The sequence below is a fragment of the Curtobacterium sp. SORGH_AS_0776 genome (genome assembly GCF_031453355.1).
In the GTDB taxonomy this organism is placed as follows: domain Bacteria; phylum Actinomycetota; class Actinomycetes; order Actinomycetales; family Microbacteriaceae; genus Curtobacterium.
Window position 1 is genome coordinate 1359308 of sequence record NZ_JAVIYU010000001.1, and the last position, 20576, is coordinate 1379883.

Consider the following 20576-nt stretch of genomic DNA (forward strand, 5'->3'; position numbering starts at 1 on the left):
CCCGCGCTCGGTGCGAGGCCCCCAACGTCCCACTGTCAGCGGAACCTCGCACGGTGCGAATTCAGGACGCTGCGCAACCCCACGCGTCAGGGCGACGGCGACACGTCCACCGTGCCGTCCGGCGGCGGCAGGATGTCCGCAGCGACCCACGGGAACACGAACGTGAACAGGACCCACACGATCGCCGCGAGGACGACGAGCAACTCGATCACCTTGAGCGCCGCGGGGCCGGGCAGGATGCGCCAGACGAACGGGAAGATCACTTCGACGTCTCCGAGAGTTCCTTCGGGGTGCCCTCCGACGCGGGCATCCAGTAGTCGAGCTTGGCGTGCGTGACGTACCGCTCCTTCGCCGACCACATCGGGTGGCACGCGGTCAGGGTCAGCCAGCGGTCGTCGGCCGTCGGCTCGACCCCGGGCTTGTTCGGCACCGGGGCGATGGTCTCGACGTGGTCGGGCGTGACGATCTGCGAGTCGGTGACCTTGTAGACGTACCAGACGTCGAACTTCGTCTTCGCGTCGGTCACCCGCACCACGACGTCGTCGCCGGTCTTGAGCTCGGCGATCTGGTTGAGCGGCTTGCCGTAGGTCACGCGGTGCCCGGCGACGGCGAAGTTGCCCTCGGCGCCCGGCATCGCGGTGTCCTGGTAGTGGCCGAGGCCGATCGTGTTGAGGACCTTCTCGCGGTCGGTGCCCTCGCCGATCGGGCGCTCGTAGTCCTTGCCGAACCGGGGGATCTGCATCGTGCCGAAGACGTCGGTGACGTTCGGCGGCTCGGCGAGCACGGGAGCGGGCCCGCGGTGCTCGGTGCCGGTCCCCGAGACGTCCTTCTGCCCGAGGCCGTCGACGAGCTTCGTCTGCTCGTTGACCGCGACGACGTCCGTCCACCACGCCGTCCACACCACGTACAGCCCGGTGCCGGCGCCCGCGATGATGAGCAGCTCGGCGATGAGCGAGACGATGGCGCCACCCACGGTCTGGCGGCGACGCGGTGCCCGTCGCGCAGCACCGGCCGCACCGTCGCGGCGATCTCGGCGCGACGGGAGTGTCTCGTGTGCGGTCACGGGGCTCCTGATCCGGATGGGGTGGTCGGACAGGTCTATCAGATCACGACGACGACCCCGTGACGAGGTTGTCCACAGCACCGTTACGGTGAAGTGATGCAGCACGTCCTCCGCCGGTTCGACCCGGCCGACACCGAAGCCGTCGTCGCCCTGTGGCAGGCCTGCGGTCTCGTCCGTCCTTGGAACGACCCCCGTCGCGACATCGCCCGCAAGCTGACCGTGCAGCCGGAGCTGTTCCTGGTCGCCGAGGACGCCGAGGACCCCGGCCACCCGGTCGTCGGAGCGGGCATGGCCGGGTTCGACGGGCACCGCGGCTGGGTGAACTACCTGGCGGTGCAGCCGGACCTGCAGGGCTCGGGGCTCGGGCGTGCGTTCATGGCGGAGTTCGAGCGACTGCTGACGGACCTCGGCTGCCCGAAGCTCAACCTGCAGGTCCGGGCCGGCAACGAGCAGGTCATCGGCTTCTACGAGGCACTCGGCTACACCGACGACCGCACGGTCTCCCTCGGCAAGCGGCTCATCCCCGACGCCTGACGCCCGGCCCGCTCCGGCCGCCCCGAGTCTCGGCTCCGCGGACATTTTCGCGGCCCTGCGACCACGAAACTGTCCGCTCAGGCGAGACTCGCCCGATGCGGCGCCGCGCCCGGCCTACGCGAGCGCCAGCCCCACCGCGGCGCCGAACGCCAGCACGATCCCGGCCCACTGCACGGCAGTCAGCCGCTCCCGGAGCACGATCCCGGCGAGCACGACCGTCCCGATCGGGTACAGCGCGTTGAGCACGCTGACCACGGGCAGGGTCGCCGGGTCCTCACTCGAGTGCAGCCCCGCTTGGATGAAGACGTTCGCCGCGGCGTCGAGGACGCCGCAGGCGACCACCGTCCACACCAGGCGGGCCGGCCAGCGTCCGCCACGACGGATGCCGGGAGGCGCGGCAGACCCCGGAGCGTCGGCCGACCTCGCGGGGTCTGCCGCGCCTCCAGGGCCCCGCCCCGTGACCGCCGCCCGCCGCGTCACCACGACCGCCGCCGTCCCGAGCAGCACCGCCTGCAGCACCCGCGACACGACCAACGGCACCACCCCCGCGTCCGACGGCGTCATGTCGTACGCGAGCACGATCCCGCCGAAGCCGCACCCCGCGACCGCCGCCGTCACGAGCCCCACGGCGGTCACCCGCGCGCCCGACGTGTCCCGCACCGCCGCCACCAGGACCACCGCGACCACCGCGACGACCAGCGCGACGACCGCGAGGCCGGACAGCGCCGTCCCGCGCAGCACCGCCACCAGGACGGGCACGACGGCGGCGAAGACGGCGGTCAGCGGCGAGAGCACGCTCATCGGGCCGATCGCCAGCGCGCGGTAGAGGAGGAGGACGCCGACGCCTCCGGACACCCCCGCGACCGCGCCCCACAGGACGGACTCCGCGCCGAACGCACCCCCGACCACGACGAGCCCGACCAGCAGGGGCACGATCCCGACCGCCGCGGCGACGGCGGCGACGGTCACCGCACGGACACGACGTGACGCGAGGCCGCCGAGGAAGTCGGCGAACCCGTAGACGAGCGCGCCGGACAGGCCGAGGACGACGGTGAGCACGGCTCCCATCCTGCCCGGCCCGGTAGCCTGCGTGGCGTGAGCGTTCCCTACCACCGCCTGCCCCGCATCGACGCACGCTGGAGGTGGTGGCGCCCGCTCGTGGCGCTGGCGTTCCTCGCCGGCTGGTACTTCGTCTCGCAGGTGATCATCGCCATCGCGTACTTCGTGCCGATCGGCGCGAACCAGGGGCCGCAGGGGGTCATCGACCTGCAGAACGACCTCGCGAGCGGGGCGCTCGACCCCACCGACCCGGTGGTGCTCTCGCTGTCGCTCGTGTCCCTCGTGGTCCTGCTGCCGGGCATCCTGCTCGCGGTGAAGATCGCGCGCGTCGGTCCCGCCGGGATCCTGTCGTCCACGCGGTTCCGGGTGCGCTGGGGCTGGACGGCCTGGTGCCTCATCCCGACGCTCGTCATCGCGGCGATCATGTTCTGCTTCCAAGGACTCGGGATGCTCACCTTCGACGGCGGCCTGGGGTGGGACCACGCCGCGATCGGCCAGTCGACGGTGTCCCTCGGCACGCTCACCACGACGCTCGTGCTCGTCATCGTGCTCGTGCCGTTCCAGGGCGCCGCGGAGGAGTACATCTTCCGCGGCTTCCTCATGCAGACCATCGGCTCGTGGATCCCGGTCCGCATCGTGGGCACGGTCCTCGCCGTCGCGGTGTCGACCGTCGTGTTCGCCCTGCTGCACATCCCGAACGGCTACAACGTCTGGGGCATCCTCGACGTCGGGTCGTTCGGCCTCATCGCCGCGATCATCGTGCTGCGCACCGGCGGCCTCGAGGCGACCGTGCTGCAGCACGCCTTCAACAACATCATGATCTTCGTGCTGCAGGCGCCGGGCTGGTCGCGGATCGACCTCTCGTCGCAGGACGCCAACGGGACCGTCGGCGGCTGGCTCGTCACCCTCGGTACCTCGCTGCTCTACTGGGGCATGGTCGAGGTGCTCGCGCGGTGGCGCCACCTCGACCGCCGCTTCGCGGGCGCGGCCGCACCGCGGTTCCGTGGTCCGGCACCGGTCTGGGCGGGTGGCGGGCGCTGGTTCGGTCCAGGAGGCACGGGCTGGGCGAGCGCCCCGGCCCGCCTCGACGAGACGGCCGGCTCGGCCGACGGGGCGGACGCAGCGCCTGTGGACAACGCCGTGGGTGTCGTCGGTCGGCCGTAGGCTCGTGGCATGAGCACCACGCCCGCGCCCGCCGCCGTGTCTGCTTCCCGAGCCGCCGCGCTCGACGTCCTGCACCGCGTGTGGGGCTACGACGACTTCCGGGGCGAACAGGCCTCGATCATCGACCAGATCGTCACCGGGGGCGACGCGCTCGTCCTCATGCCGACCGGCGGTGGCAAGTCGCTCTGCTACCAGGTGCCGGCACTCGTGCGGGACGGCGTCGGCGTGGTCGTGTCGCCGCTCATCGCGCTCATGCAGGACCAGGTCGACGCCCTCGCGGCGAACGGCGTCAAGGCCGCGTTCCTCAACTCCACGCAGGGGCCGGACGAACGTGCCCGGGTCGAACGCGCCGTGGTCTCGGGCGAGGTCGACATGCTCTACCTCGCGCCCGAGCGGCTGCGGCTCGAGTCCACGCGCGCACTGCTCGACCGCGCGCAGATCGCCCTGTTCGCCATCGACGAGGCGCACTGCGTCGCCCAGTGGGGCCACGACTTCCGGCCGGACTACCTCGAGCTGAGCGTCCTGCACGAGCGCTGGCCGACCGTGCCGCGCATCGCCCTGACCGCCACCGCGACGCCGCAGACCCACCGCGAGATCTCCGCCCGGCTCGGCCTCGACGACGCCGCGCACTTCGTCGCCGACTTCGACCGGCCGAACATCCAGTACCGCATCGAACCGAAGACCGGGGCGCTGCAGCAGCTCCTCACGTTCATCCGCACCGAGCACAGCGGCGACGCGGGCATCGTGTACTGCCTCTCCCGCAACTCGGTCGAGCGCACCGCGGCCGCGCTGTCCGAGCAGGGGATCCCGGCGCTGCCCTACCACGCCGGTCTCGACGCCAAGGTGCGGGAACGGAACCAGTCCGCCTTCCTGCGCGAGGACGGCGTCGTGATGGTCGCCACCATCGCGTTCGGCATGGGGATCGACAAGCCGGACGTCAGGTTCGTGGCGCACCTCGACCTGCCGAAGTCGGTCGAGGGCTACTACCAGGAGACCGGTCGTGCCGGGCGCGACGGGCTCCCCTCGACCGCCTGGCTGGCGTACGGCCTGAACGACGTCGTGCAGCAGCGCCGGATGATCGACCAGTCCGAGGGTGATGCCGCGCACCGTCGGCAGCTCAGCGCGCACCTCGACGCGATGCTCGCCCTGTGCGAGACCATCGAGTGCCGGCGCGTCCGACTGCTCGCGTACTTCGGGCAGGAGAGCACGGCGTGCGGCAACTGCGACACGTGCATCGCCCCGCCCGAGTCGTGGGACGGCACGGTCCCGGCGCAGAAGTTCCTCTCCACCGTGGTCCGGCTCGACCGTGAACGCGGCCAGCGGTACGGCGTCTCGCACCTCGTGGACATCCTCGTCGGCAAGCAGTCGCCCCGGGTGCAGGAGCTCCGGCACGAGTCCCTCGCCACGTTCGGCATCGGCAGCGACCTGGGCGAGGCGGAGTGGCGCACCGTCGCCCGACAGCTCCTCGCGCAGGGCTACGCGGCGGTGTCCGGCGACGGGTTCGGCACGGTCGTCCTGAGCCCGACGAGCGCCGACGTCCTCGCCGGCCGCGTGCAGGTGCGCATGCGGCGCGACCCGGTGAAGGCACCCCGGGCCTCCCGCAACCGCCGGACCGTCGTGACGGACATGCCCCAGGAAGCCCTCGGGCTGTTCGAGGCCCTGCGCGCCTGGCGTGCGGCCCAGGCCCGCGAACAGGGCGTCCCGGCGTACGTGGTCTTCAGCGACGCGACGCTGCGGGGCATCGCGGCGGTGAAGCCGTCGGACGAAGACCAGCTCGCCGAGATCTCCGGCGTCGGCGGGGCGAAGCTCGAGCGTTACGGCCGCGCGGTGCTCGACGTCGTCGCCGCGGCCGAGTGATCGCGACACATTCCGTGGCGGGCATGCGATCGGGGTCGTGATCACTACACTCGGAGACTCCCGTCTCGAGGAGGCCCGTGTGTCCGGATCGTCGAAGTACACCACGCTGAGCCGTGCCTTCGTGGCGCCGCTCGCTCGCATGATCTGGCGGCCGCGGATCATCGGTCGGAAGAACATCCCGAAGCGTGGACCGGTGATCCTCGCGAGCAACCACCGCTCGTTCATCGACTCCCCGACGATCGGCCTCCTCGCCCCGCGGAAGGTGTTCTTCCTCGCGAAGAAGGAGTACTTCACGGGAAAGGGTTTCCGGGGCTCGGTGACGCGGGGCTTCTTCGAGGGCATCGGCGCGATCGGTGTCGAGCGGGGTGCGGGTTCGGCGGCGCAGGAGGCCCTCGACCTCGGGCTCGAGCGGCTCCGGGCGGGCGATGCGTTCGCGATCTACCCCGAGGGCACCCGGTCCCTCGACGGCCGGCTCTACCGGGGCCGCACCGGAGTGGCCTGGCTGGCCCTGACGAGTGGTGCACCCGTGGTGCCCGTCGCCCTCACCGGCACCCAGGACGTCCAGCCGGTGGGTTCGCGCGTCCCGAAGCTCGCGAAGGTCACGGTCGAGTTCGGTACGCCGCTCGACCTCTCCGGCTTCGGAGAGGCGTCGTCCGGCCGGGCTCGTCGTCACGCGACGGACGCCGTGATGGCGGCGATCCAGGAGCTCAGCGGACAGGAGTCCGCGAACGCCTACAACAACCCGCCGGCGACGATCGTCGAACGGGTTCGGCAGGTCCTCCGACGCGACGACCCGACGGCCGCGGTCGAGCCCGACTGACGCGCGCATACACGAAACATGCTATTGCACATCTGAAATACTGGTGGTTGAATGGAGTCGTGCCAGGGGCACACTCCGACCGCGTCCCGCCCGAGAACGGGACGCCCGACCACCTGATCGGAAGGCAAGCAGCATGTCCTCCACGCCGCTCTTCGACTCCATCGCCCGCCGTGCCGAACGGCCGACCCCCGCTCCGGCGGCACCGGCAGCTCCGAGCGCGCCGACCTCGCCGATGACCGCCCCGGTCGAGCCGCAGGGCCCCGTGTTCGTCCCGGCGTCGCTCGTCGCCGCGATCGAGGCCATCCCGACGCGCGTGGTCGCCGCGACGACCGCCCACGCGGTGGCTCCGGAGCAGCTCGTCCTGGTCGAGGCCGTCGCCGACGCGATCACCCGCGCCGTGGTGGACGCCGTCGTGACCGAGCTCGAGCGCATCGCCCGCGACGGCGTCGTCCGCGCCTGAGCCGGCCCTCGACGAAGCCGATGTCCACGACGACGGACCGCCTGCCGATGCGCCCGCGGGGCGCCGCTCGCCACGCGGCCAACGCCCCGGCCACCCGTCGTGCTCAGCGTGCCGCAGAACGTGCGGCGGCGGACCCGACCACCGTGACCGGCACCGGATCGGTCACCCACTCGACCACCGGGGTGGCGGTGTCCCCTCCCGCCGCCCCGGCCTCCACCAGTGCCGAGAGCCTGCAGCCCCTGCCGTCGCGACGAACCCTGCGCGCCGGGCGGCCCGCGATCCGCCCCGTCGCCTTCGGGCGGGCGGTCACCCGGACGATCACGCTGCCGCTGCGCTCGATCGGCTCGGCCGTCGCGTCCGCGAGGGCCGTTCCGCTCACCGCGACCGCCGTCGCCGCGTGCCTGTTCGTCACCGTCGTCACGCCGCAGACGGCGACCGCAGCGAGCGCGACGTCGGTGCTCCCCGCGCTCGACGTGCAGGAGTACACGACATCGGCGACGTCGACCGCCCGCGCCGAGCGGGACGGCTTCGCGATCGGCCGGGCACCCGAGCGTCGTGCGGCAGCGGCTCCGACGTCCGAGGCGGCTCCCGGCGCCTCGAATGCCAGGCCCGTCGCGGGGACGATCCCGGCAGCGGGCGGCTTCGGCTCGCGGTGGGTCAGCGGCTGCGGCGCCTGTTCGACGAACCACCAGGGGCTCGACTTCGCCGCGCGCGAGGGGACGGCCGTCGTCGCGGCGATGTCCGGACGCGTGGTGTCCGCCGGGGTCGTCGGCGGGTACGGCAACCAGGTCCTGCTGCAGCACACCGACGGCTCCCAGACCCGGTACGGACACCTCTCCCAGATCGGTGTCCGGGTGGGTAAGACCGTGACGGCGGGGCAGCGCATCGGCGCCGTGGGGAACACCGGCGTCTCGACCGGGTCGCACCTGCACTTCGAGGTCCTCCACGGTGGGGTGGCGGTCGATCCGGCGGTGTGGCTCCGGGACCGCGGACTGCTCTGACCGACGGCGCGTACCGTCGGACGGGCGACCGCACGGTGCGGCGCAGGGACGGAGACGCGCGTGCGGGTGACGGTACTGGGGACCGGGGCGATGGGTGCCGGGGTGGCTGGGTCGCTGCTCCGCGAGGGCCACACGGTGACCGTGTGGAACCGGAGCGCCGACAAGGCCGCTCCGCTGGGTGAGCAGGGTGCGACCGTGGCGGACGACCCCGGCGCAGCGGTGGCCGATGCCGAGGTCGTGCTGCTCACGCTCTTCGACACGGACGCGGTGGTGGACGTCCTCGAGGCCTCCGCGGGCGACGCCCCGACCGACGCCGTGTGGGTGCAGTGCTCGACGATCGGCGTCGCCGGCACCGAGACCGTCGTGCAGCTCGCCGCGAAGTACGGGATCACCCTCGTCGAGGCGATGATGCTCGGCACGAAGGCACCCGCTGAGCAGGGCACCCTGACGATGCTCGCAGCCGGCCCCGCGGCCGTGCTCGACCGCATCGACCCGGTGCTCGACGCGATCGGCGCGAAGACCGTGCGTGCGGGGGACCAGGTCGGTGCCGGGACCGCGCTCAAGCTGGCGGCGAACGCCTGGATCGCGTCGATCACGGCCGCGACCGGGCAGTCGCTCGCGGTCGCGAAGTCGCTCGGGCTGGACCCGGCGCTCTTCCTCGAGGCGATCGACGGCAGCGCCAGCGACTCGGCCTACGCGCACACCAAGGGGCGGGTCGATCATCGAGGGGTCGTTCCCGGCGCAGTTCGCGCTCGACGGTCTCCGGAAGGACATCGGCCTCATCACCGACGCCGCGCGCAGCACGGGGGTGTCGACGGTCCTGCTCGACGCACTGGGCCGGGTCTACGCCGACGCCAGCGCTGCTGGACACGGCGGCGACGACATCGCTGCCGTCGGCACGGCGTTCTAGCGCAGGTCGTCACGCCGGGCTGTGCGGCGCCCGTCCCGTCCGAGGAACCGTCGGAGCGCGTTCGTCAGGCGCCCCACGGTCTCGTCGTTCATCGTGTTGGCGAGGTCGAACGCCTCGCGCGCGGGATCGGCACCGGCCTGGATCCGACGGAGTGCGGCGTCCGCACGGGCCCGGGCGTCGAGCTCCGCCAGGGGCATGTCGTCCTCGGGGTCGTGCGGCGCGGGCGTCGCGGTGCCGTCGGTGCCCGTGTCTGCCATGCCAGCAGGCTACGCGGACCGGCTGACGCGGTGCCCACGACCGGCGACGTCGACGCCGTCCACGACGCGGACCATCTCATCGAGGAACGACACGATGACGGCCATGTCGTCGTTCGACAGGTGCTCGGTCGCCTCGACCGCGCGGGAGTCGAGCTGGTCGATCACCTGGAGCACCTGGCGCATCGAGCCACCGGACGCGGTGAGGATGACGCCGCGACGGTCGTTCGGGTCCGGGTGGCGTTCGACGTGCCCGCTCCGGACGAGCCGGTCGACGAGTGCCGACGTCGACGCCGGGGTGATGTCGAGGTGCTCGGCGAGGTCCTTCGCGTTGACCGTGCGGCCGGCCTCTTCCGCGTCGAGGAGTGCGCGGAGCGCGAGCAGGGCGTTCTCGCCGATGCCCAGTGCCTCACGCGCGCGTCGCTGTGCCGCGCTCTCGGCGCTCCGGTACCTGCGGAGTGCGTTCAGCACGTCCACCGCGTCGACCCGGGAATCCTCGCCGTACCAGAACCCCGCGGCGCTCGTCGTCACCTCGGTACTCATGGTCACAATGCTAGACGCTCTAGTTAGATTGTCTAGCGAGCGCGGAGAGTGGACCGGGGACGCACGCCGCACGTCCAGGATCGGACCCGGCACACGGGCGCACCAGCGGGGTCCGCGCCGAGCCGCAACACCCGTGACGCGGCGACGAAACACCCTCGCAATCCCCGGTCAGTAGGTTCACGGCATGCAGGAGCCGACGTGCTGAGCCGACTCGCGGGGAGCGTGTTCCACGTCGGGAGCGCCGTGGAACGGGCCGAGGTCGTCGCGCGCATGCTCGACGTGTACGTCGCCCGCGGTGAGCCCGCCGGGGTCGAGCACGACCGGGCGGTCGCCGCCGAGCTCCGGGCGGTCGTGGGGGCCGCGGGACCGGCGAACGACCCGGACCGGGCCTCGACGATTGACTCCCTCGCCCTCGACCGGCACGAACCGGCGTCCATCGCATCGGCCGTTGCGGTCGCGCGGGACAACGCCCGGCGTGCCCGCGAGGTCGTCTCCACCGAACTGTGGGACTGCCTCAACGTCACCCGGTCGCGGATGCCCCGCAAGGTCGCACCCGATCGTGCTCACGAGTTCCTGGCGTGGGTGCGGGAGCGCAGCGCCCTGGCGATCGGGGTCGTCGAGGCCGATGCGAGCCACGACGAGGTCTGGGAGTTCTTCACGCTCGGCCGTGCGCTGCAGCGGTGTTCCGTCACGGCGCGACTGCTCGCGTCGGGGCTGCTCGACCCGGAGTCGGGTGCATCGTGGACGACGGCGCTCCGGGCGTGCGGCGCCGGCGAGGCGTTCCAGCGCGGCCGCGACCACCACACGCCCGGGCCGGAGGACGCCGCGGCGTTCCTGCTCCTGGACGAGCACAGTCCGCGGTCGCTGCGGTTCCTCGCGCGGCGGGCGGACGAGTGCCTCGCCGACGTGGCGCCGTCGTGCATCGCCGACGAGGTGCGTGCGTTCGCGGACACCCGGGCGGGCCTCGAGTCGGTGTCCGACGACGGCGCGGTGCTGGCAGCCCGCGCCGCGGGGGAGCGGCTCGCGGCGGCGGCGGACCTGGTGGTGCAGGCCCTCGACGAACGCGTCTTCGCCGCGCCCGAACCCGCGCGCTGAGCCGCGCCCGAACCTGCGCGCTGAGCCGCGCCCGAACCTGCGCGCTGAGCCGCGCCCGGACCCGTGTGCCGGACCGCGCCCTGGATCGACGTGACGACGGACGGGAGGCGCGGTGCGGGGCCGACCCGCGCCTCCCGTCCGTCAGACGGTCACGTCAGACCGCGCTGGACCGGTCCGCGACCGCCTCGTCCCGCTCCAGGTCCTGCCGCAGCGCCGCGCGCGACGCGCGGGTCCCCACGACCGGCACCGCGTGCGTGATCGCCAGGTGCAGCCGGGTGTCCGCGTCGTACCGCACCCGGAAGCGCTCGTACCGGATGAGCCACACGAGCGCGATCGCCAGGGCCACGAACCCCGATGCCGCGCCGACGGCGATGGCCCAGCGCGGACCCCACGCGTCGGCGACGGCGCCGACGATCGGGGCGCCGATGGGGGTGCCGCCCGCGAAGATCGCCATGTAGAGGGCCATCACCCGTCCGCGCATCGCGGGCTTCGTTGTGGTCTGGACGAGGGCGTTCGCGGTCGTCATGAACGTCAGCGACGCGAGCCCGACGAACACCAGGACGATCGCGAACGACCAGTACGTCGGGGCGACGGCGGCCGCGACGCAGGCCAGGCCGAACCCGGCGGAGGCGATCACGAGCGTGCGCATCCGCGGGCGGTCGCGGCGTGCGGAGAGCAGGGCGCCGGCGACCGAGCCGATCGCCATGACCGAGTTGAGCAGGCCGAACTCGCCCGCCCCCTTGTGGAACTCGACGCGGGCCATGGTCGAGGTGAAGATCGGGAAGTTCACGCCGAACGTCCCGACGACGAAGATCATGCAGAGCACGACGATGATGTCCGGTCGGGTCCGCACGTACTGGAAGCCCGCGAGGATCTGCCCCTTGCCGCGCTTCGGCCGGATCCGTTCGGCGAGCTGCGCCGGATCGACGAAGCGGAGCGCGACGAGCACGGCCAGGAACGAGGCGGCGTTGATGACGAACACCCACCCGGAGCCGATCGCCGCGATGAGCACGCCGGCGACCGCGGGGCCGATCAGCCGGGCGGCGTTGAAGGAGGCCGAGTTGAGCGCCACGGCGTTGGCGACGTTCTCGCCCTGCACGACGTCGGAGACGAAGGCCTGGCGGATCGGGGTGTCGAACGCGGCGACGATGCCGAGCGCGAGGGCGAACCCGTAGAGCGACCAGATCGTGGCGGTGTCGGTCAGCACCATGATGCCGAGCCCCAGGCCGAGGGCGCCCATCAACCCCTGCGTCAGCATGAGCATCTTGCGCCGGTCGAACCGGTCGGCGGCGAGCCCGGTCAGGGGCAGGAGGAGGAGCTGCGGACCGAACTGCAGGGCCATCGTGATGCCGACCGCGATGGCGTCGTTGTCGGACAGCTTCGTCAGGACGATCCAGTCCTGGGCGGTGCGCTGCATCCAGGTGCCGACGTTGGACACCAGGGCACCGGCGAACCAGATGCGGTAGTTGCGGCCGGACAGGGAGCGGAACATGGCGGTCACTGCTGGGCCAGCCTCCTCATGATCTCGGTGGCGTCCGCGAGGGTCCGCCGTTCTGCGTCGGTGAGCTCGGCGAGCCGCGGGGTGAGCCAGCCGTCCCGACGACGACGGGTCTCCTCGACGAACGCGGCACCGGCGCCGGTCGCCCCGAGCAGGACCTTGCGGCGGTCGTCGCCGTGGTCGCCCTTCGAGACGAGGCCGCGCTCGACGAGGACGGCGATCGTCTTCGTCATCGACGGTGGGGTGACGCCGTCCTGCCGGCTGAGTTCGGCGAGGGTCATCGGGCCGTCGCGGTGCAGTCGGGCGAGCGCGGAGAACTGGGCATCGCTGACGGTGGTGTCGGCCTTCTGCGCGCGGAGCGTGCGGGAGAGGCGGTTCACCGCGATGCGGAGGTCGGTGGCGTCGGTCACAGGTCGTTAGCCTAGCAAATTAGTTCAGCGAACGAACTGGTTTTCGGGTGTATCGTGCTGTTGAACAACAGGTGTTGTCCAGAGAGAAGGAATCATGTCCGAGTTCGAGGGCAAGGTCGCCATCGTCACCGGTGGCGGCAGCGGCATCGGCGAGGCCGTCGCGAAGGAGCTCGCCGCTGCGGGCGCGACGGTCGTCGTCACCGACATCAAACTCGACGCCGCACAGCGGGTCGTGACGTCGATCGAGGAAGCCGGCGGGACGGCGAGTGCGTTCGAGGCCAACTCGGCCGTCGCCGCCGACAACGAGCGCATGGTGCAGTTCGCCGTGGACACCTACGGTGCCCTGCACCTCGCCGTGAACAACGCCGGCATCGGCGCCGCACCGCAGCCCATCGGCGAGTACGACGTCACCGCGTGGGAGCGCGTGCGTGCGGTGGACCTCGACGGGGTGTTCTACGGCCTCCGCTACGAGATCCCCGCGATGGTCGCCGCCGGCGGTGGCGCGATCGTGAACATGTCGTCGGTGCTCGGCTCGGTCGGCATCGCGCAGAACGCCGCCTACGTGGCGTCGAAGCACGCGCTGGTCGGCCTGACGAAGGTCGCCGCCCTCGAGTACACGGCGCAGGGCGTCCGGACGAACGCGGTCGGACCGGGCTTCATCGACACGCCGCTCGTGCGCGCATCGCTCTCGCCCGAGGCGCTCACCGCGCTCGAGGCCGAGCACGCGGCGCAGCGACTCGGCACCGATGCCGAGGTCGCGGCCCTGGTGCTGTTCCTGCTCAGCGACAAGGCGTCCTTCATCAGCGGCAGCTACCACCTGGTCGACGGCGGCTACAGCGCCCACTGACCCCGGTGGTCGGACGGGAGGCGCGGCGCGCGTGAGCGGGTCCGCTCACGCACACCGCGCCTCCCGTCCGTCAGCGCGGTGCGTCCGACGACACGATCGCGTCGTGCGGGAGGAGGGCATGCACGCCCCACGTGCGGTTCGCGACCTGCGTCACCCGCATGCTCACGACGACGCTCGCCATGGCGAGCGCCTCGCCGCGACCGATCCCGTGCAGCCCCACGATCCAGTCGACCATCCTGTCGAGGGCGGTCGTGGTCGCGGCGTTGAGGTCCGCGTCGAAGCCGAACGTGATCCGGCCGGCGGGGGTGTCGGCGTGCACACCCGCCACCGGCGCCCGGTCGAGCAGCGACAGCGTCATCGTCGTCGTCATGCCGCACTCGATCGCCGTCCCGGAGACCTCGCCGTCCCCCTGCGCCGCGTGCCCGTCCCCGACGAAGAGCAGGGCCTCGGGCACGGTGACCGGCAGGAAGAGGGTCGAACCGGCGACGAGTTCCCGGCAGTCGATGTTCCCGCCGCCGACCTCGCGCGGCGGGATCGTGGAGTGCTCTCCTGTGGCCTCCGGCGGGAGCCCGACGACCCCGAGGAACGGGGCGGTGCGCACTTCCAGCCCGAGTTGGTTCGCCGCGGTGCCCGACGCCCGGTCGATGTCCCAGAGCAACGGACCGCGTGACGCGGCATCGGTCAGCCCGAGCGCACGGTTGACCGGGGTGTCGACCCCGCCGGAGCCGGTGTACCCCCAGTCGTCGGGGACGAGTTCGTCGAAGCGGACGGCGAGGACCGCGCCCGGCCGCGCGCCGCGGACGGCGATCGGACCGACCAGGCAGTGGCCGCGGCGCGGATCGATGCGGGTCGGCGCCTCGAGCCCCGGGCCCGGCTGCCGTTCCGTGTAGCCCGCAGCGCTCAGCGTGCGGACGGTCACGGTGTCGCCGGGAGCGACGGCCAGCACGGGGCTGCGCTCGGCGGTGAGGACGTCGACGGCCGAGTCGACCGTGGTGTCGATGTGGTGGTGCGCGGTGGCGGTCACCGCCCGATCATCCCAGGCGAGCGCGGTCGGGGGGGGGGGGGGGGGGGGGGGGGGGGGGCTCGTCAGTGGAACTGCGGGATCGTCATCCAGATGCCGAAGAGCACGGCAGCGATGCAGACCGCGAAGCACAGCCCGGCACCCGCCAGCGCGAGCGGGGGCGTGTGGCCGGACCTCGGGGTCTCCTGCGCGTACTGGGTGTGCTCGCCCCCGGCGTCGACCGGTTGGCCGGTGCCGAGCAGCCGCAGCCCGAGCGTGTAGAGGAGCACCACGCCGACCGCGGCCACGAAGCCGACCCCCGCGACGGTGCCGATGCTGGTGAAGTCGATGTCCATCGTCGTCCCCTTCAGTTCCGGGCCGCGACGGGCTCGCGCTCGGCCTCGTCCGCGGTGATGTCCTCGTGCGAGACCGGGCGTCGCTTGGCGAGGGCGTAGAACGTGAGGCCTGCGGCCAGGGCGAGCACCGCGACCAGGACGAGCCCGATGGTCGACGTCGAGGCGACCCAGGTGGCGAGGGCGCCGACGACCGCGGCCGCGGGCAGCGTGATCACCCACGCGACGACGATGCGACCGACGACCGACCAGTGCACGTCGGCGAGCTTCTTGCCGAGGCCGGAGCCGATCACCGAGCCGCTCGTGACGTGGGTGGTCGAGAGCGCGAAGCCGAGGTGCGAGGACACGAGGATCGTCGCCGCCGAGCTGGTCTCCGCCGCGAAGCCCTGCGGGGACTGCACGTCGGAGATCTTCTTGCCGACGGTCTGCATGATCCGCCAGCCGCCCATGTAGGTGCCGAGGCCGATCGCGAGGCCGCACGCCAGGATCACCCAGAGCGCCGGTCCGGTGCCGGCGGACTGGTAGTTCGCGGCGATGAGGGTGAGCGTGATGACGCCCATCGTCTTCTGTGCGTCGTTCGTCCCGTGGGCGAGCGACACGAGCGACGCCGAGATCGTCTGGCCGTGCCGGAAGCCCGTCGCCGCACCGTGGGTGGTCGCGTTCTTCGTCAGCGTGTACGCGATGTACGTCGCGACGAGGGCGATGACGCCCGCGATGACGGGGGAGAGCAGGGCCGGCAGGACGACCTTCGAGACGACCGTCGCCCAGTCGACCGAGTTCAGGCCCGCGCCGATGATCGACGCGCCGATGAGCCCGCCGAACAGCGCGTGCGTCGAGGACGACGGGAGGCCGAAGTACCAGGTGGCGAGGTTCCAGAGGACGGCGCCGACGAGTCCCGCGAAGATCATGGTCGGCGAGATGTGGATGCCGTCCTGCCCCTCGCGGATGATGCCCTGCGAGACGGTCTTCGCGACCTCGGTGGACAGGAACGCGCCGACCACGTTGAGGACGGCGGAGATGAGCACGGCGGTGCGGGGCTTGAGGGCACCCGTGGCGACCGAGGTGGCCATGGCGTTCGCGGTGTCGTGGAAGCCGTTCGTGAAGTCGAACACGAGGGCCACCACGATCACCAGCACGACGGTGACGAGGACGTCCATGCGCGAGACGCTAGGCCTGCTCCGAACCCGCTGCGTGAACGCCGGGTGAACACCGGCGGCCACCTGGCTGCGTCCGACCCGTCTGCGAGGATGCTCACGTGCCCACCTTCTCCGCAGCGCGAGGCGACGCCTCGTTCACCGACGCGCACGGCGTCGAGATCGTCTACTCGACCTGGCGTGCGGCGCGTCCGAAGGGCATCGTGCAGATCGCGCACGGGGTCGGCGAGCACGGACTCCGGTACGAGCCGCTCGCGCAGGACCTCGTCCGCGCGGGCTGGACCGTGCACGCGAACGACCACCGCGGGCACGGTCGGACCGGCCTCGCGCAGTGGGACGGCGACCACGCGAAGCTCGGACGGCTCGGCCCCGGGGGTCTGCGGGCCGCGATCGCGGCCGTCGAGCAGATGAGCGCCGTCGCGCGCGAGGACACCCCCGGCGTCCCGCTCGTGCTGCTCGGCCACTCGTGGGGCTCGCTCATGGCCCAGCGGATCGTGAACACGTCATCCGGCTCCTACGACGGAGTGGTCCTCTCCGCGAGCGCGTACCGGTTGCCGGGGTGGATGAACAGCGGTGACCTGAACGCCCGGCACGCGGGCTCGGGGCCGACGAAGTTCGAGTGGCTCACCCGGGACCGGGCGGTCATCGAGGCCGTCGCGGCCGACCCGCTCGCGGTCGAGGCAGACGTCATCGGCCTCTTCGGGCTGCGGGACGCCCTCCGGCTGCTCGGGGTCCCGCGTCGGGGCATCGCGCACGACCTGCCGATGCTGCTGCAGGTCGGCTCCGAGGACTCGCTCGGCGGCCCGCGGTCGGTCGAGCGCCTCGCGCAGGCGTACCGGCGGCGCGGGGGCCTCTCCGACGTCACCGTGCGGGTGTACGAGGGGGCGCGGCACGAGGTCTACAACGAGACCAACCGTGACGAGGTCGTCGCGGACCTGGTCGCGTGGCTGGACCGGGCGGTCGCGCGCACGTCCTGAAACGGTACCGGCTGACGGCCAGGAGGCGCGGGGCGGCGCCGCCCCGCGCCTCCCGTCCGACGCGGCGTAGGCTCGTGGTGTGCACGGTGAGTACAAGGTCCCGGGAGGCAAGCTGGTCGTCGTCGACCTCGAGGTCGTCGACGGGGTGATCGACCAGTTCCGGCTCGCCGGGGACTTCTTCCTCGAACCGGACGACGCGCTGCCGCTCATCGACGCCGCCGTGGACGGGCTGCCGGCAACGACCGACGCCGCGGGCATCGCCGCCGCCGTCCGTGCCGCCCTGCCGGAGGACGCCGTCCTGCTCGGCTTCACGCCCGAGTCCGTCGGGGTCGCCGTCCGCCGTGCCCTCTCGCGCGCGTCGACCTGGCGTGAGTACGACTGGGAGATCATCCACGAGGGGCCGATCAGCCCGAACGAGCACCTCGCGCTCGACCAGGTCCTCACGGAAGAGGTCGGGGCCGGTCGCCGCGGCCCGACCCTCCGCATCTGGGAGTGGGACCAGCCGGCCGTCGTCATCGGGTCGTTCCAGTCCCTCAAGAACGAGGTCGACCCCGAGGGCGCCGCGAAGTACGGCGTCGAGGTCGTCCGTCGGATCTCCGGCGGCGGCGCGATGTTCATGGACGCCGGCGCGATCATCTCGTACTCGCTGTACGTGCCGACCGACCTCGTGCAGGGCATGACCTTCGCCGACTCGTACGCGTACCTCGACGAGTGGGTGATCGAGGCGCTGAAGTCCCTCGGCATCGAGGCCTACTACCAGCCGCTCAACGACATCTCGTCGACCAAGGGCAAGATCGGCGGGGCGGCACAGAAGCGGCTCGGCACCGGATCGCTGCTGCACCACGCCACCATGAGCTACGACATGGACGGCGAGAAGATGGTGCAGGTGCTCCGCATCGGTCGCGAGAAGATGAGCGACAAGGGGACGACCTCGGCTGCGAAGCGCGTCGATCCGCTGCGCTCGCAGACCGGGCTCACCCGTGCGGAGATCATCGACCGGCTCATCGCGACCTTCACGAAGCTGTACGGGGCGCACGAGGGGCACGTGACCGCGGACGAGCGGCGGCGGGCGCAGGAGCTCGTGGTGTCGAAGTTCGCGACGCGGGAGTGGCTCGAGCGCGTCCCCTGATCAGCGCTCCGCGGACAGGTCGTCGTCGTGGTCGTCTCCTGCTCCGTCGTCGTACTGGATGCCGGTCGCGATCGTCCGACCCACGCCGTCCGGGCTGAACGTGGTTCGCGCGAGCGGGGCGAAGGCCACCCACTCGCCTGCAGCTGCGTCGTCGTCCTCCTCGTCGTCGTCGGGCTCGCCGGTGTCGTCGGCGGAGCGGGTGCCGAGCAGCTTCCGGGTCAGGGCGCTCCGCTCGGTGAGGAGCGAGTCGAGCGCTGCACGCAGGTCGACGTCCGCGGGCTCGGCACCGCGCAGGGCCGCACCGAGGACGCTCCGCCGCATGAGCTCCTTGGCGAAGGAGCCCGTCGTGCCCTCGGCACGCTCGGCCGCCTCGGCGAGGGCGGCCTCGGAGAAGGGCAGCGAGCCGGCGTACCGACGGAAGAGCCGGACGCGCTCGGGCAGGGCGGGGAGCGGGATCTTCACGGCGAGGTCGACCCGGCCAGGACGGTCCGCGAGGGCGCGTTCGAGCACGGACACCCGGTTCGTGGTCATCACGAAGGCGACGTCCGCGTCGCCGTCGAGCCCGTCGAGGGCGTCGAGCACCTCGAACAGCAGCGGCTGCGGGGAGCTGTGGCGTTCCATCGCGACGAGGTCGATGTCCTCCATCACGACGAGTGACGGCTGGAACGTCCTGGCGATCTCGGCCGCGGCACCGATCGCCGCGATGCTCGAGCCGGTGAGCAGGATCGCGGTGACCCCGGTCGTCCGGGTGAGGAGGTGCCGGATCGTGAGCGTCTTGCCCGTCCCGGGAGGGCCGTAGAGGAGCACACCGCGCTTGAGGTGCTGTCCGGCCGCGAGGAGCGCCGCACGCTGCTCGCCGATCCCCACGACGTGGTCGACCACCTCGTCGAGTACGCCCGCGCCGAGGACGACGTCGTCGGCGTCGACCTCGGGCCGACGGAGGAACGTCGCCCCGGCATCGGACCCGTACTCGGACTGCACGAACGACAGGACCTGCCCGCGCAGGACGCTCCGCTCGATCATCAGGGCACGGAGGCGGAGCAGGAACGCGGTGGCGGCGTCCTGGTCGGGCGACAGGATCTCGAGGCTGGCGCGGCCACGGCCGTACTCCGGCTTGGCCGACCGCTGGACGACCGCGACCGGAGCGCCCTCGAAGGTGAGGAACCGGAGGCCGAACGACACGACCCGACGGGTGGTGTCGGCACCGGTGGCCCGTGTGGCGTAGCTCACGGGGCCGGGCGCCCACCGCATGTGGGGATTCGCGATGAACTCGCTGACGGAGCTGTGGAACCGGCTGTCGTCGCCCGCGATGCCGACGAGGGCGTCGGGGTCGGTGCCGGCGAGCTCCTCGAGGGCGATGTCGGCGTCGACGAGGCGGTGGTCGGGGAACTCCTCGGTGACCACGGGGACGGACTGCGGGTCGACGCCGAGGTGGGCGCCGATCCGTTCACCGATCGGTGTGGTCACCGCCTGCTGTTCCGCGGCGGCGAGTTCGTTCGCCTTCTCGATGTAGCGGGCGAACGCCCGCATGAGGTCCCGGTCTGCGTCGTCGAGCACGTCGCCATCCTGGCACGCAGCGCTGGAACGTGGTCGGCCGCCCGGGCGGCCGGGGACACTGTGGGGTTCCGGCCGCACGTGGTCGGCCGCCCGGAGAGGGGGGTTCCGGGCGGCCGCAGGACCAGTGTGGGTGTCGTCCTGAAGAACGAGCCATGTGGATCGTGAGAATCCTCCGCGCGGCGGATGTCCTCGTCCGATCGCCGACGTAGCGTCGTGTGCGTGAACTGGTTGATCCTCCTGGGGGCGGTGGCCGCCGCGGCCGTCGTGATGTGGATCGCCGATCGCGTGGGGTGGATCGACCTGTCGAACAAGGCCACGCGCAGCGGCGGATCCGGCGGTGTGGTCTCGATGATGGACGAGGTGTTCGCGCCGACCCGTCACGAGACGCAAGCCGAGTACGAACGGCAGTCGCGCCTCCCGAGGGAGGCACCGACGCCGGCGGACGACGACCACGACCTGCTCAGCGGGAGCGTGCTCATCAAGGTGCCGGCGGTGCGCAGCGCCGGTCGGCACGCAGTGCGGGCCGGGACGCACGACCGGTCGTACTGACGAACCGCGTCAGCGGGTCGTGAGCTCCTGGTAGTCCGGGTGCCGCTCGATCCAGGCCGCGACGTAGCTGCACTGCGGGACGACCCGTCGCGAGGATCCCGAGCGGACGTCGTCCAGCGCGTGCTCGACGAGGATCGAGGCGTGACCACCGCCGCGGTGCGCGGGGTCCACCTCGGTGTGGACGAAGCGGATCTCGTCGCCGTCGACCTCGTACGCCGCGAAGCCGATCACCTCGCCGTCCTCGACGAGGGAGTACTGCTGCTTGTCGGTGTCGTTCCGGACCTCGGGTGTCGCCATGGAGCAGACGCTACGCCCCTCCCGAAGAAGGGCCTGTGTGCGCGC

Annotated in this window: 24 protein-coding genes and 1 pseudogene; 13 read left to right on the top strand and 12 right to left on the bottom strand. The window is 72.1% G+C overall.

Translation table 11 applies throughout. The features are described 5' to 3' along the window. Window positions 1–86 precede the first annotated feature (86 nt). Both QE359_RS06845 and QE359_RS06850 read right to left on the bottom strand, forming a co-directional pair. Window positions 87–263, bottom strand: a complete 177-nt coding sequence (locus QE359_RS06845) for a hypothetical protein (protein WP_309778460.1) — start codon at window positions 261–263, stop codon at window positions 87–89. Next, window positions 260–1063 (bottom strand): class E sortase, encoded by an 804-nt coding sequence (locus tag QE359_RS06850; protein WP_229087447.1) that lies wholly within the window; start codon window positions 1061–1063, stop codon window positions 260–262. The genes QE359_RS06845 and QE359_RS06850 overlap by 4 nt, the downstream gene beginning before the upstream one ends. Before the next feature lie 96 nt (window positions 1064–1159). On the opposite strand from QE359_RS06850, the gene QE359_RS06855 reads away from it, so the two are divergent. Beyond that, window positions 1160–1597: a GNAT family acetyltransferase gene (locus QE359_RS06855; RefSeq protein WP_309778462.1), complete on the top strand. Its 438-nt coding sequence runs from the start codon at window positions 1160–1162 to the stop codon at window positions 1595–1597. 114 nt (window positions 1598–1711) lie between these two features. Here QE359_RS06855 and QE359_RS06860 read toward each other — a convergent pair whose 3' ends face one another. Further along, the gene (locus QE359_RS06860) at window positions 1712–2656 is read right to left on the bottom strand and encodes an EamA family transporter (RefSeq protein ID WP_309778464.1); all 945 of its coding nucleotides are present in this window, start codon (window positions 2654–2656) and stop codon (window positions 1712–1714) included. A gap of 36 nt (window positions 2657–2692) precedes the next feature. Between QE359_RS06860 and QE359_RS06865 the strand changes: the two genes are divergently transcribed. The 7 genes and pseudogenes from QE359_RS06865 to QE359_RS19055 all read left to right on the top strand — a co-directional run bounded on the left by QE359_RS06865 (window position 2693) and on the right by QE359_RS19055 (window position 8868). Beyond that, window positions 2693–3820 carry a CPBP family intramembrane glutamic endopeptidase gene (locus QE359_RS06865; protein ID WP_309778466.1) on the top strand — a complete coding sequence of 376 codons (1128 nt, stop codon included), beginning with the start codon at window positions 2693–2695 and terminating at the stop codon, window positions 3818–3820. 9 nt (window positions 3821–3829) lie between these two features. Beyond that, window positions 3830–5677, top strand: a complete 1848-nt coding sequence (gene recQ, locus QE359_RS06870; protein WP_309778467.1) for a DNA helicase RecQ — start codon at window positions 3830–3832, stop codon at window positions 5675–5677. A 139-nt stretch (window positions 5678–5816) separates the two neighbouring features. Then, entirely contained in the window at window positions 5817–6497 is a 681-nt protein-coding gene (locus QE359_RS06875; protein ID WP_309780406.1) for a lysophospholipid acyltransferase family protein, read from the top strand. A 133-nt stretch (window positions 6498–6630) separates the two neighbouring features. Further along, window positions 6631–6957 (top strand): hypothetical protein, encoded by a 327-nt coding sequence (locus tag QE359_RS06880; RefSeq protein ID WP_309778468.1) that lies wholly within the window; start codon window positions 6631–6633, stop codon window positions 6955–6957. Window positions 6958–6977: 20 nt separating this feature from the next. Beyond that, entirely contained in the window at window positions 6978–7958 is a 981-nt protein-coding gene (locus QE359_RS06885; protein WP_309778470.1) for a M23 family metallopeptidase, read from the top strand. 90 nt (window positions 7959–8048) lie between these two features. Continuing rightward, window positions 8049–8606, top strand: a pseudogene (locus tag QE359_RS06890) (NAD(P)-dependent oxidoreductase); the annotation flags it as partial. After that, a complete protein-coding gene (locus tag QE359_RS19055) occupies window positions 8503–8868 on the top strand; it encodes an NAD-binding protein (RefSeq protein ID WP_396127722.1) in 366 nt (121 codons plus the stop codon). The pseudogene QE359_RS06890 and the gene QE359_RS19055, both read left to right, overlap by 104 nt. On the opposite strand, the gene QE359_RS06895 is transcribed toward QE359_RS19055, so the two are convergent. Together QE359_RS06895 and QE359_RS06900 are read right to left on the bottom strand one after the other, a co-directional pair. Next, on the bottom strand, window positions 8865–9125 hold the full coding sequence (locus QE359_RS06895) for a hypothetical protein (protein ID WP_229087417.1): 261 nt from the start codon (window positions 9123–9125) through the stop codon (window positions 8865–8867). The two genes, QE359_RS19055 and QE359_RS06895, sit on opposite strands and share 4 nt — an antisense overlap. A 9-nt stretch (window positions 9126–9134) precedes the next feature. Continuing rightward, entirely contained in the window at window positions 9135–9665 is a 531-nt protein-coding gene (locus tag QE359_RS06900; RefSeq protein WP_309778472.1) for a MarR family transcriptional regulator, read from the bottom strand. Between the two features lie 198 nt (window positions 9666–9863). Here QE359_RS06900 and QE359_RS06905 point away from each other — a divergent pair, with 198 nt between their 5' ends. After that, the gene (locus QE359_RS06905) at window positions 9864–10760 is read left to right on the top strand and encodes an alpha-E domain-containing protein (RefSeq protein ID WP_309778473.1); all 897 of its coding nucleotides are present in this window, start codon (window positions 9864–9866) and stop codon (window positions 10758–10760) included. Window positions 10761–10914: 154 nt separating this feature from the next. Here the strand turns inward: QE359_RS06905 and QE359_RS06910 are convergent, their stop codons facing one another. Next, entirely contained in the window at window positions 10915–12252 is a 1338-nt protein-coding gene (locus QE359_RS06910; protein WP_396127752.1) for an MFS transporter, read from the bottom strand. Between the two features lie 5 nt (window positions 12253–12257). Then, complete coding sequence (locus QE359_RS06915; protein WP_070416969.1) at window positions 12258–12668, bottom strand: MarR family winged helix-turn-helix transcriptional regulator; 411 nt, start codon at window positions 12666–12668, stop codon at window positions 12258–12260. Window positions 12669–12762: 94 nt separating this feature from the next. On the opposite strand from QE359_RS06915, the gene QE359_RS06920 reads away from it, so the two are divergent. Further along, on the top strand, window positions 12763–13515 hold the full coding sequence (locus tag QE359_RS06920; RefSeq protein WP_309778478.1) for an SDR family NAD(P)-dependent oxidoreductase: 753 nt from the start codon (window positions 12763–12765) through the stop codon (window positions 13513–13515). A 70-nt stretch (window positions 13516–13585) separates the two neighbouring features. Here the strand turns inward: QE359_RS06920 and QE359_RS06925 are convergent, their stop codons facing one another. From QE359_RS06925 to QE359_RS06935, 3 genes are all read right to left on the bottom strand, one after another. After that, window positions 13586–14539 carry an acetamidase/formamidase family protein gene (locus QE359_RS06925; protein WP_309778479.1) on the bottom strand — a complete coding sequence of 318 codons (954 nt, stop codon included), beginning with the start codon at window positions 14537–14539 and terminating at the stop codon, window positions 13586–13588. Between the two features lie 62 nt (window positions 14540–14601). Further along, window positions 14602–14871 carry a hypothetical protein gene (locus QE359_RS06930; RefSeq protein ID WP_071303526.1) on the bottom strand — a complete coding sequence of 90 codons (270 nt, stop codon included), beginning with the start codon at window positions 14869–14871 and terminating at the stop codon, window positions 14602–14604. An 11-nt stretch (window positions 14872–14882) separates the two neighbouring features. Continuing rightward, the gene (locus tag QE359_RS06935; RefSeq protein ID WP_092384522.1) at window positions 14883–16025 is read right to left on the bottom strand and encodes an inorganic phosphate transporter; all 1143 of its coding nucleotides are present in this window, start codon (window positions 16023–16025) and stop codon (window positions 14883–14885) included. A gap of 98 nt (window positions 16026–16123) precedes the next feature. Between QE359_RS06935 and QE359_RS06940 the strand changes: the two genes are divergently transcribed. Both QE359_RS06940 and QE359_RS06945 read left to right on the top strand, forming a co-directional pair. Next, window positions 16124–16999, top strand: coding sequence for an alpha/beta fold hydrolase (locus QE359_RS06940; RefSeq protein ID WP_071295057.1), 876 nt, complete (start codon window positions 16124–16126; stop codon window positions 16997–16999). A 79-nt stretch (window positions 17000–17078) separates the two neighbouring features. Beyond that, a complete protein-coding gene (locus tag QE359_RS06945; protein WP_309778485.1) occupies window positions 17079–18128 on the top strand; it encodes a biotin/lipoate A/B protein ligase family protein in 1050 nt (349 codons plus the stop codon). On the opposite strand, the gene QE359_RS06950 is transcribed toward QE359_RS06945, so the two are convergent. Beyond that, on the bottom strand, window positions 18129–19685 hold the full coding sequence (locus QE359_RS06950) for an ATP-binding protein (protein WP_309778486.1): 1557 nt from the start codon (window positions 19683–19685) through the stop codon (window positions 18129–18131). Window positions 19686–19904: 219 nt separating this feature from the next. On the opposite strand from QE359_RS06950, the gene QE359_RS06955 reads away from it, so the two are divergent. After that, a complete protein-coding gene (locus QE359_RS06955) occupies window positions 19905–20234 on the top strand; it encodes a hypothetical protein (protein WP_139199469.1) in 330 nt (109 codons plus the stop codon). Window positions 20235–20243: 9 nt separating this feature from the next. Here QE359_RS06955 and QE359_RS06960 read toward each other — a convergent pair whose 3' ends face one another. Further along, window positions 20244–20531, bottom strand: a complete 288-nt coding sequence (locus tag QE359_RS06960; protein ID WP_070416961.1) for a GNAT family N-acetyltransferase — start codon at window positions 20529–20531, stop codon at window positions 20244–20246. Window positions 20532–20576 lie beyond the last annotated feature (45 nt).

Coding starts and splice junctions, on each gene's coding strand:
- QE359_RS06855 (WP_309778462.1), top strand. CDS start 1,160: ATGCAGCACGTCCTCCGCCGGTTCGACCCGGCCGACACCGAAGCCGTC.
- recQ (WP_309778467.1), top strand. CDS start 3,830: ATGAGCACCACGCCCGCGCCCGCCGCCGTGTCTGCTTCCCGAGCCGCC.
- QE359_RS06875 (WP_309780406.1), top strand. CDS start 5,817: ATGATCTGGCGGCCGCGGATCATCGGTCGGAAGAACATCCCGAAGCGT.
- QE359_RS06880 (WP_309778468.1), top strand. CDS start 6,631: ATGTCCTCCACGCCGCTCTTCGACTCCATCGCCCGCCGTGCCGAACGG.
- QE359_RS06885 (WP_309778470.1), top strand. CDS start 6,978: ATGTCCACGACGACGGACCGCCTGCCGATGCGCCCGCGGGGCGCCGCT.
- QE359_RS06895 (WP_229087417.1), bottom strand. CDS start 9,125: ATGGCAGACACGGGCACCGACGGCACCGCGACGCCCGCGCCGCACGAC.
- QE359_RS06900 (WP_309778472.1), bottom strand. CDS start 9,665: ATGAGTACCGAGGTGACGACGAGCGCCGCGGGGTTCTGGTACGGCGAG.
- QE359_RS06910 (WP_396127752.1), bottom strand. CDS start 12,252: ATGTTCCGCTCCCTGTCCGGCCGCAACTACCGCATCTGGTTCGCCGGT.
- QE359_RS06920 (WP_309778478.1), top strand. CDS start 12,763: ATGTCCGAGTTCGAGGGCAAGGTCGCCATCGTCACCGGTGGCGGCAGC.
- QE359_RS06930 (WP_071303526.1), bottom strand. CDS start 14,871: ATGGACATCGACTTCACCAGCATCGGCACCGTCGCGGGGGTCGGCTTC.
- QE359_RS06935 (WP_092384522.1), bottom strand. CDS start 16,025: ATGGACGTCCTCGTCACCGTCGTGCTGGTGATCGTGGTGGCCCTCGTG.
- QE359_RS06960 (WP_070416961.1), bottom strand. CDS start 20,531: ATGGCGACACCCGAGGTCCGGAACGACACCGACAAGCAGCAGTACTCC.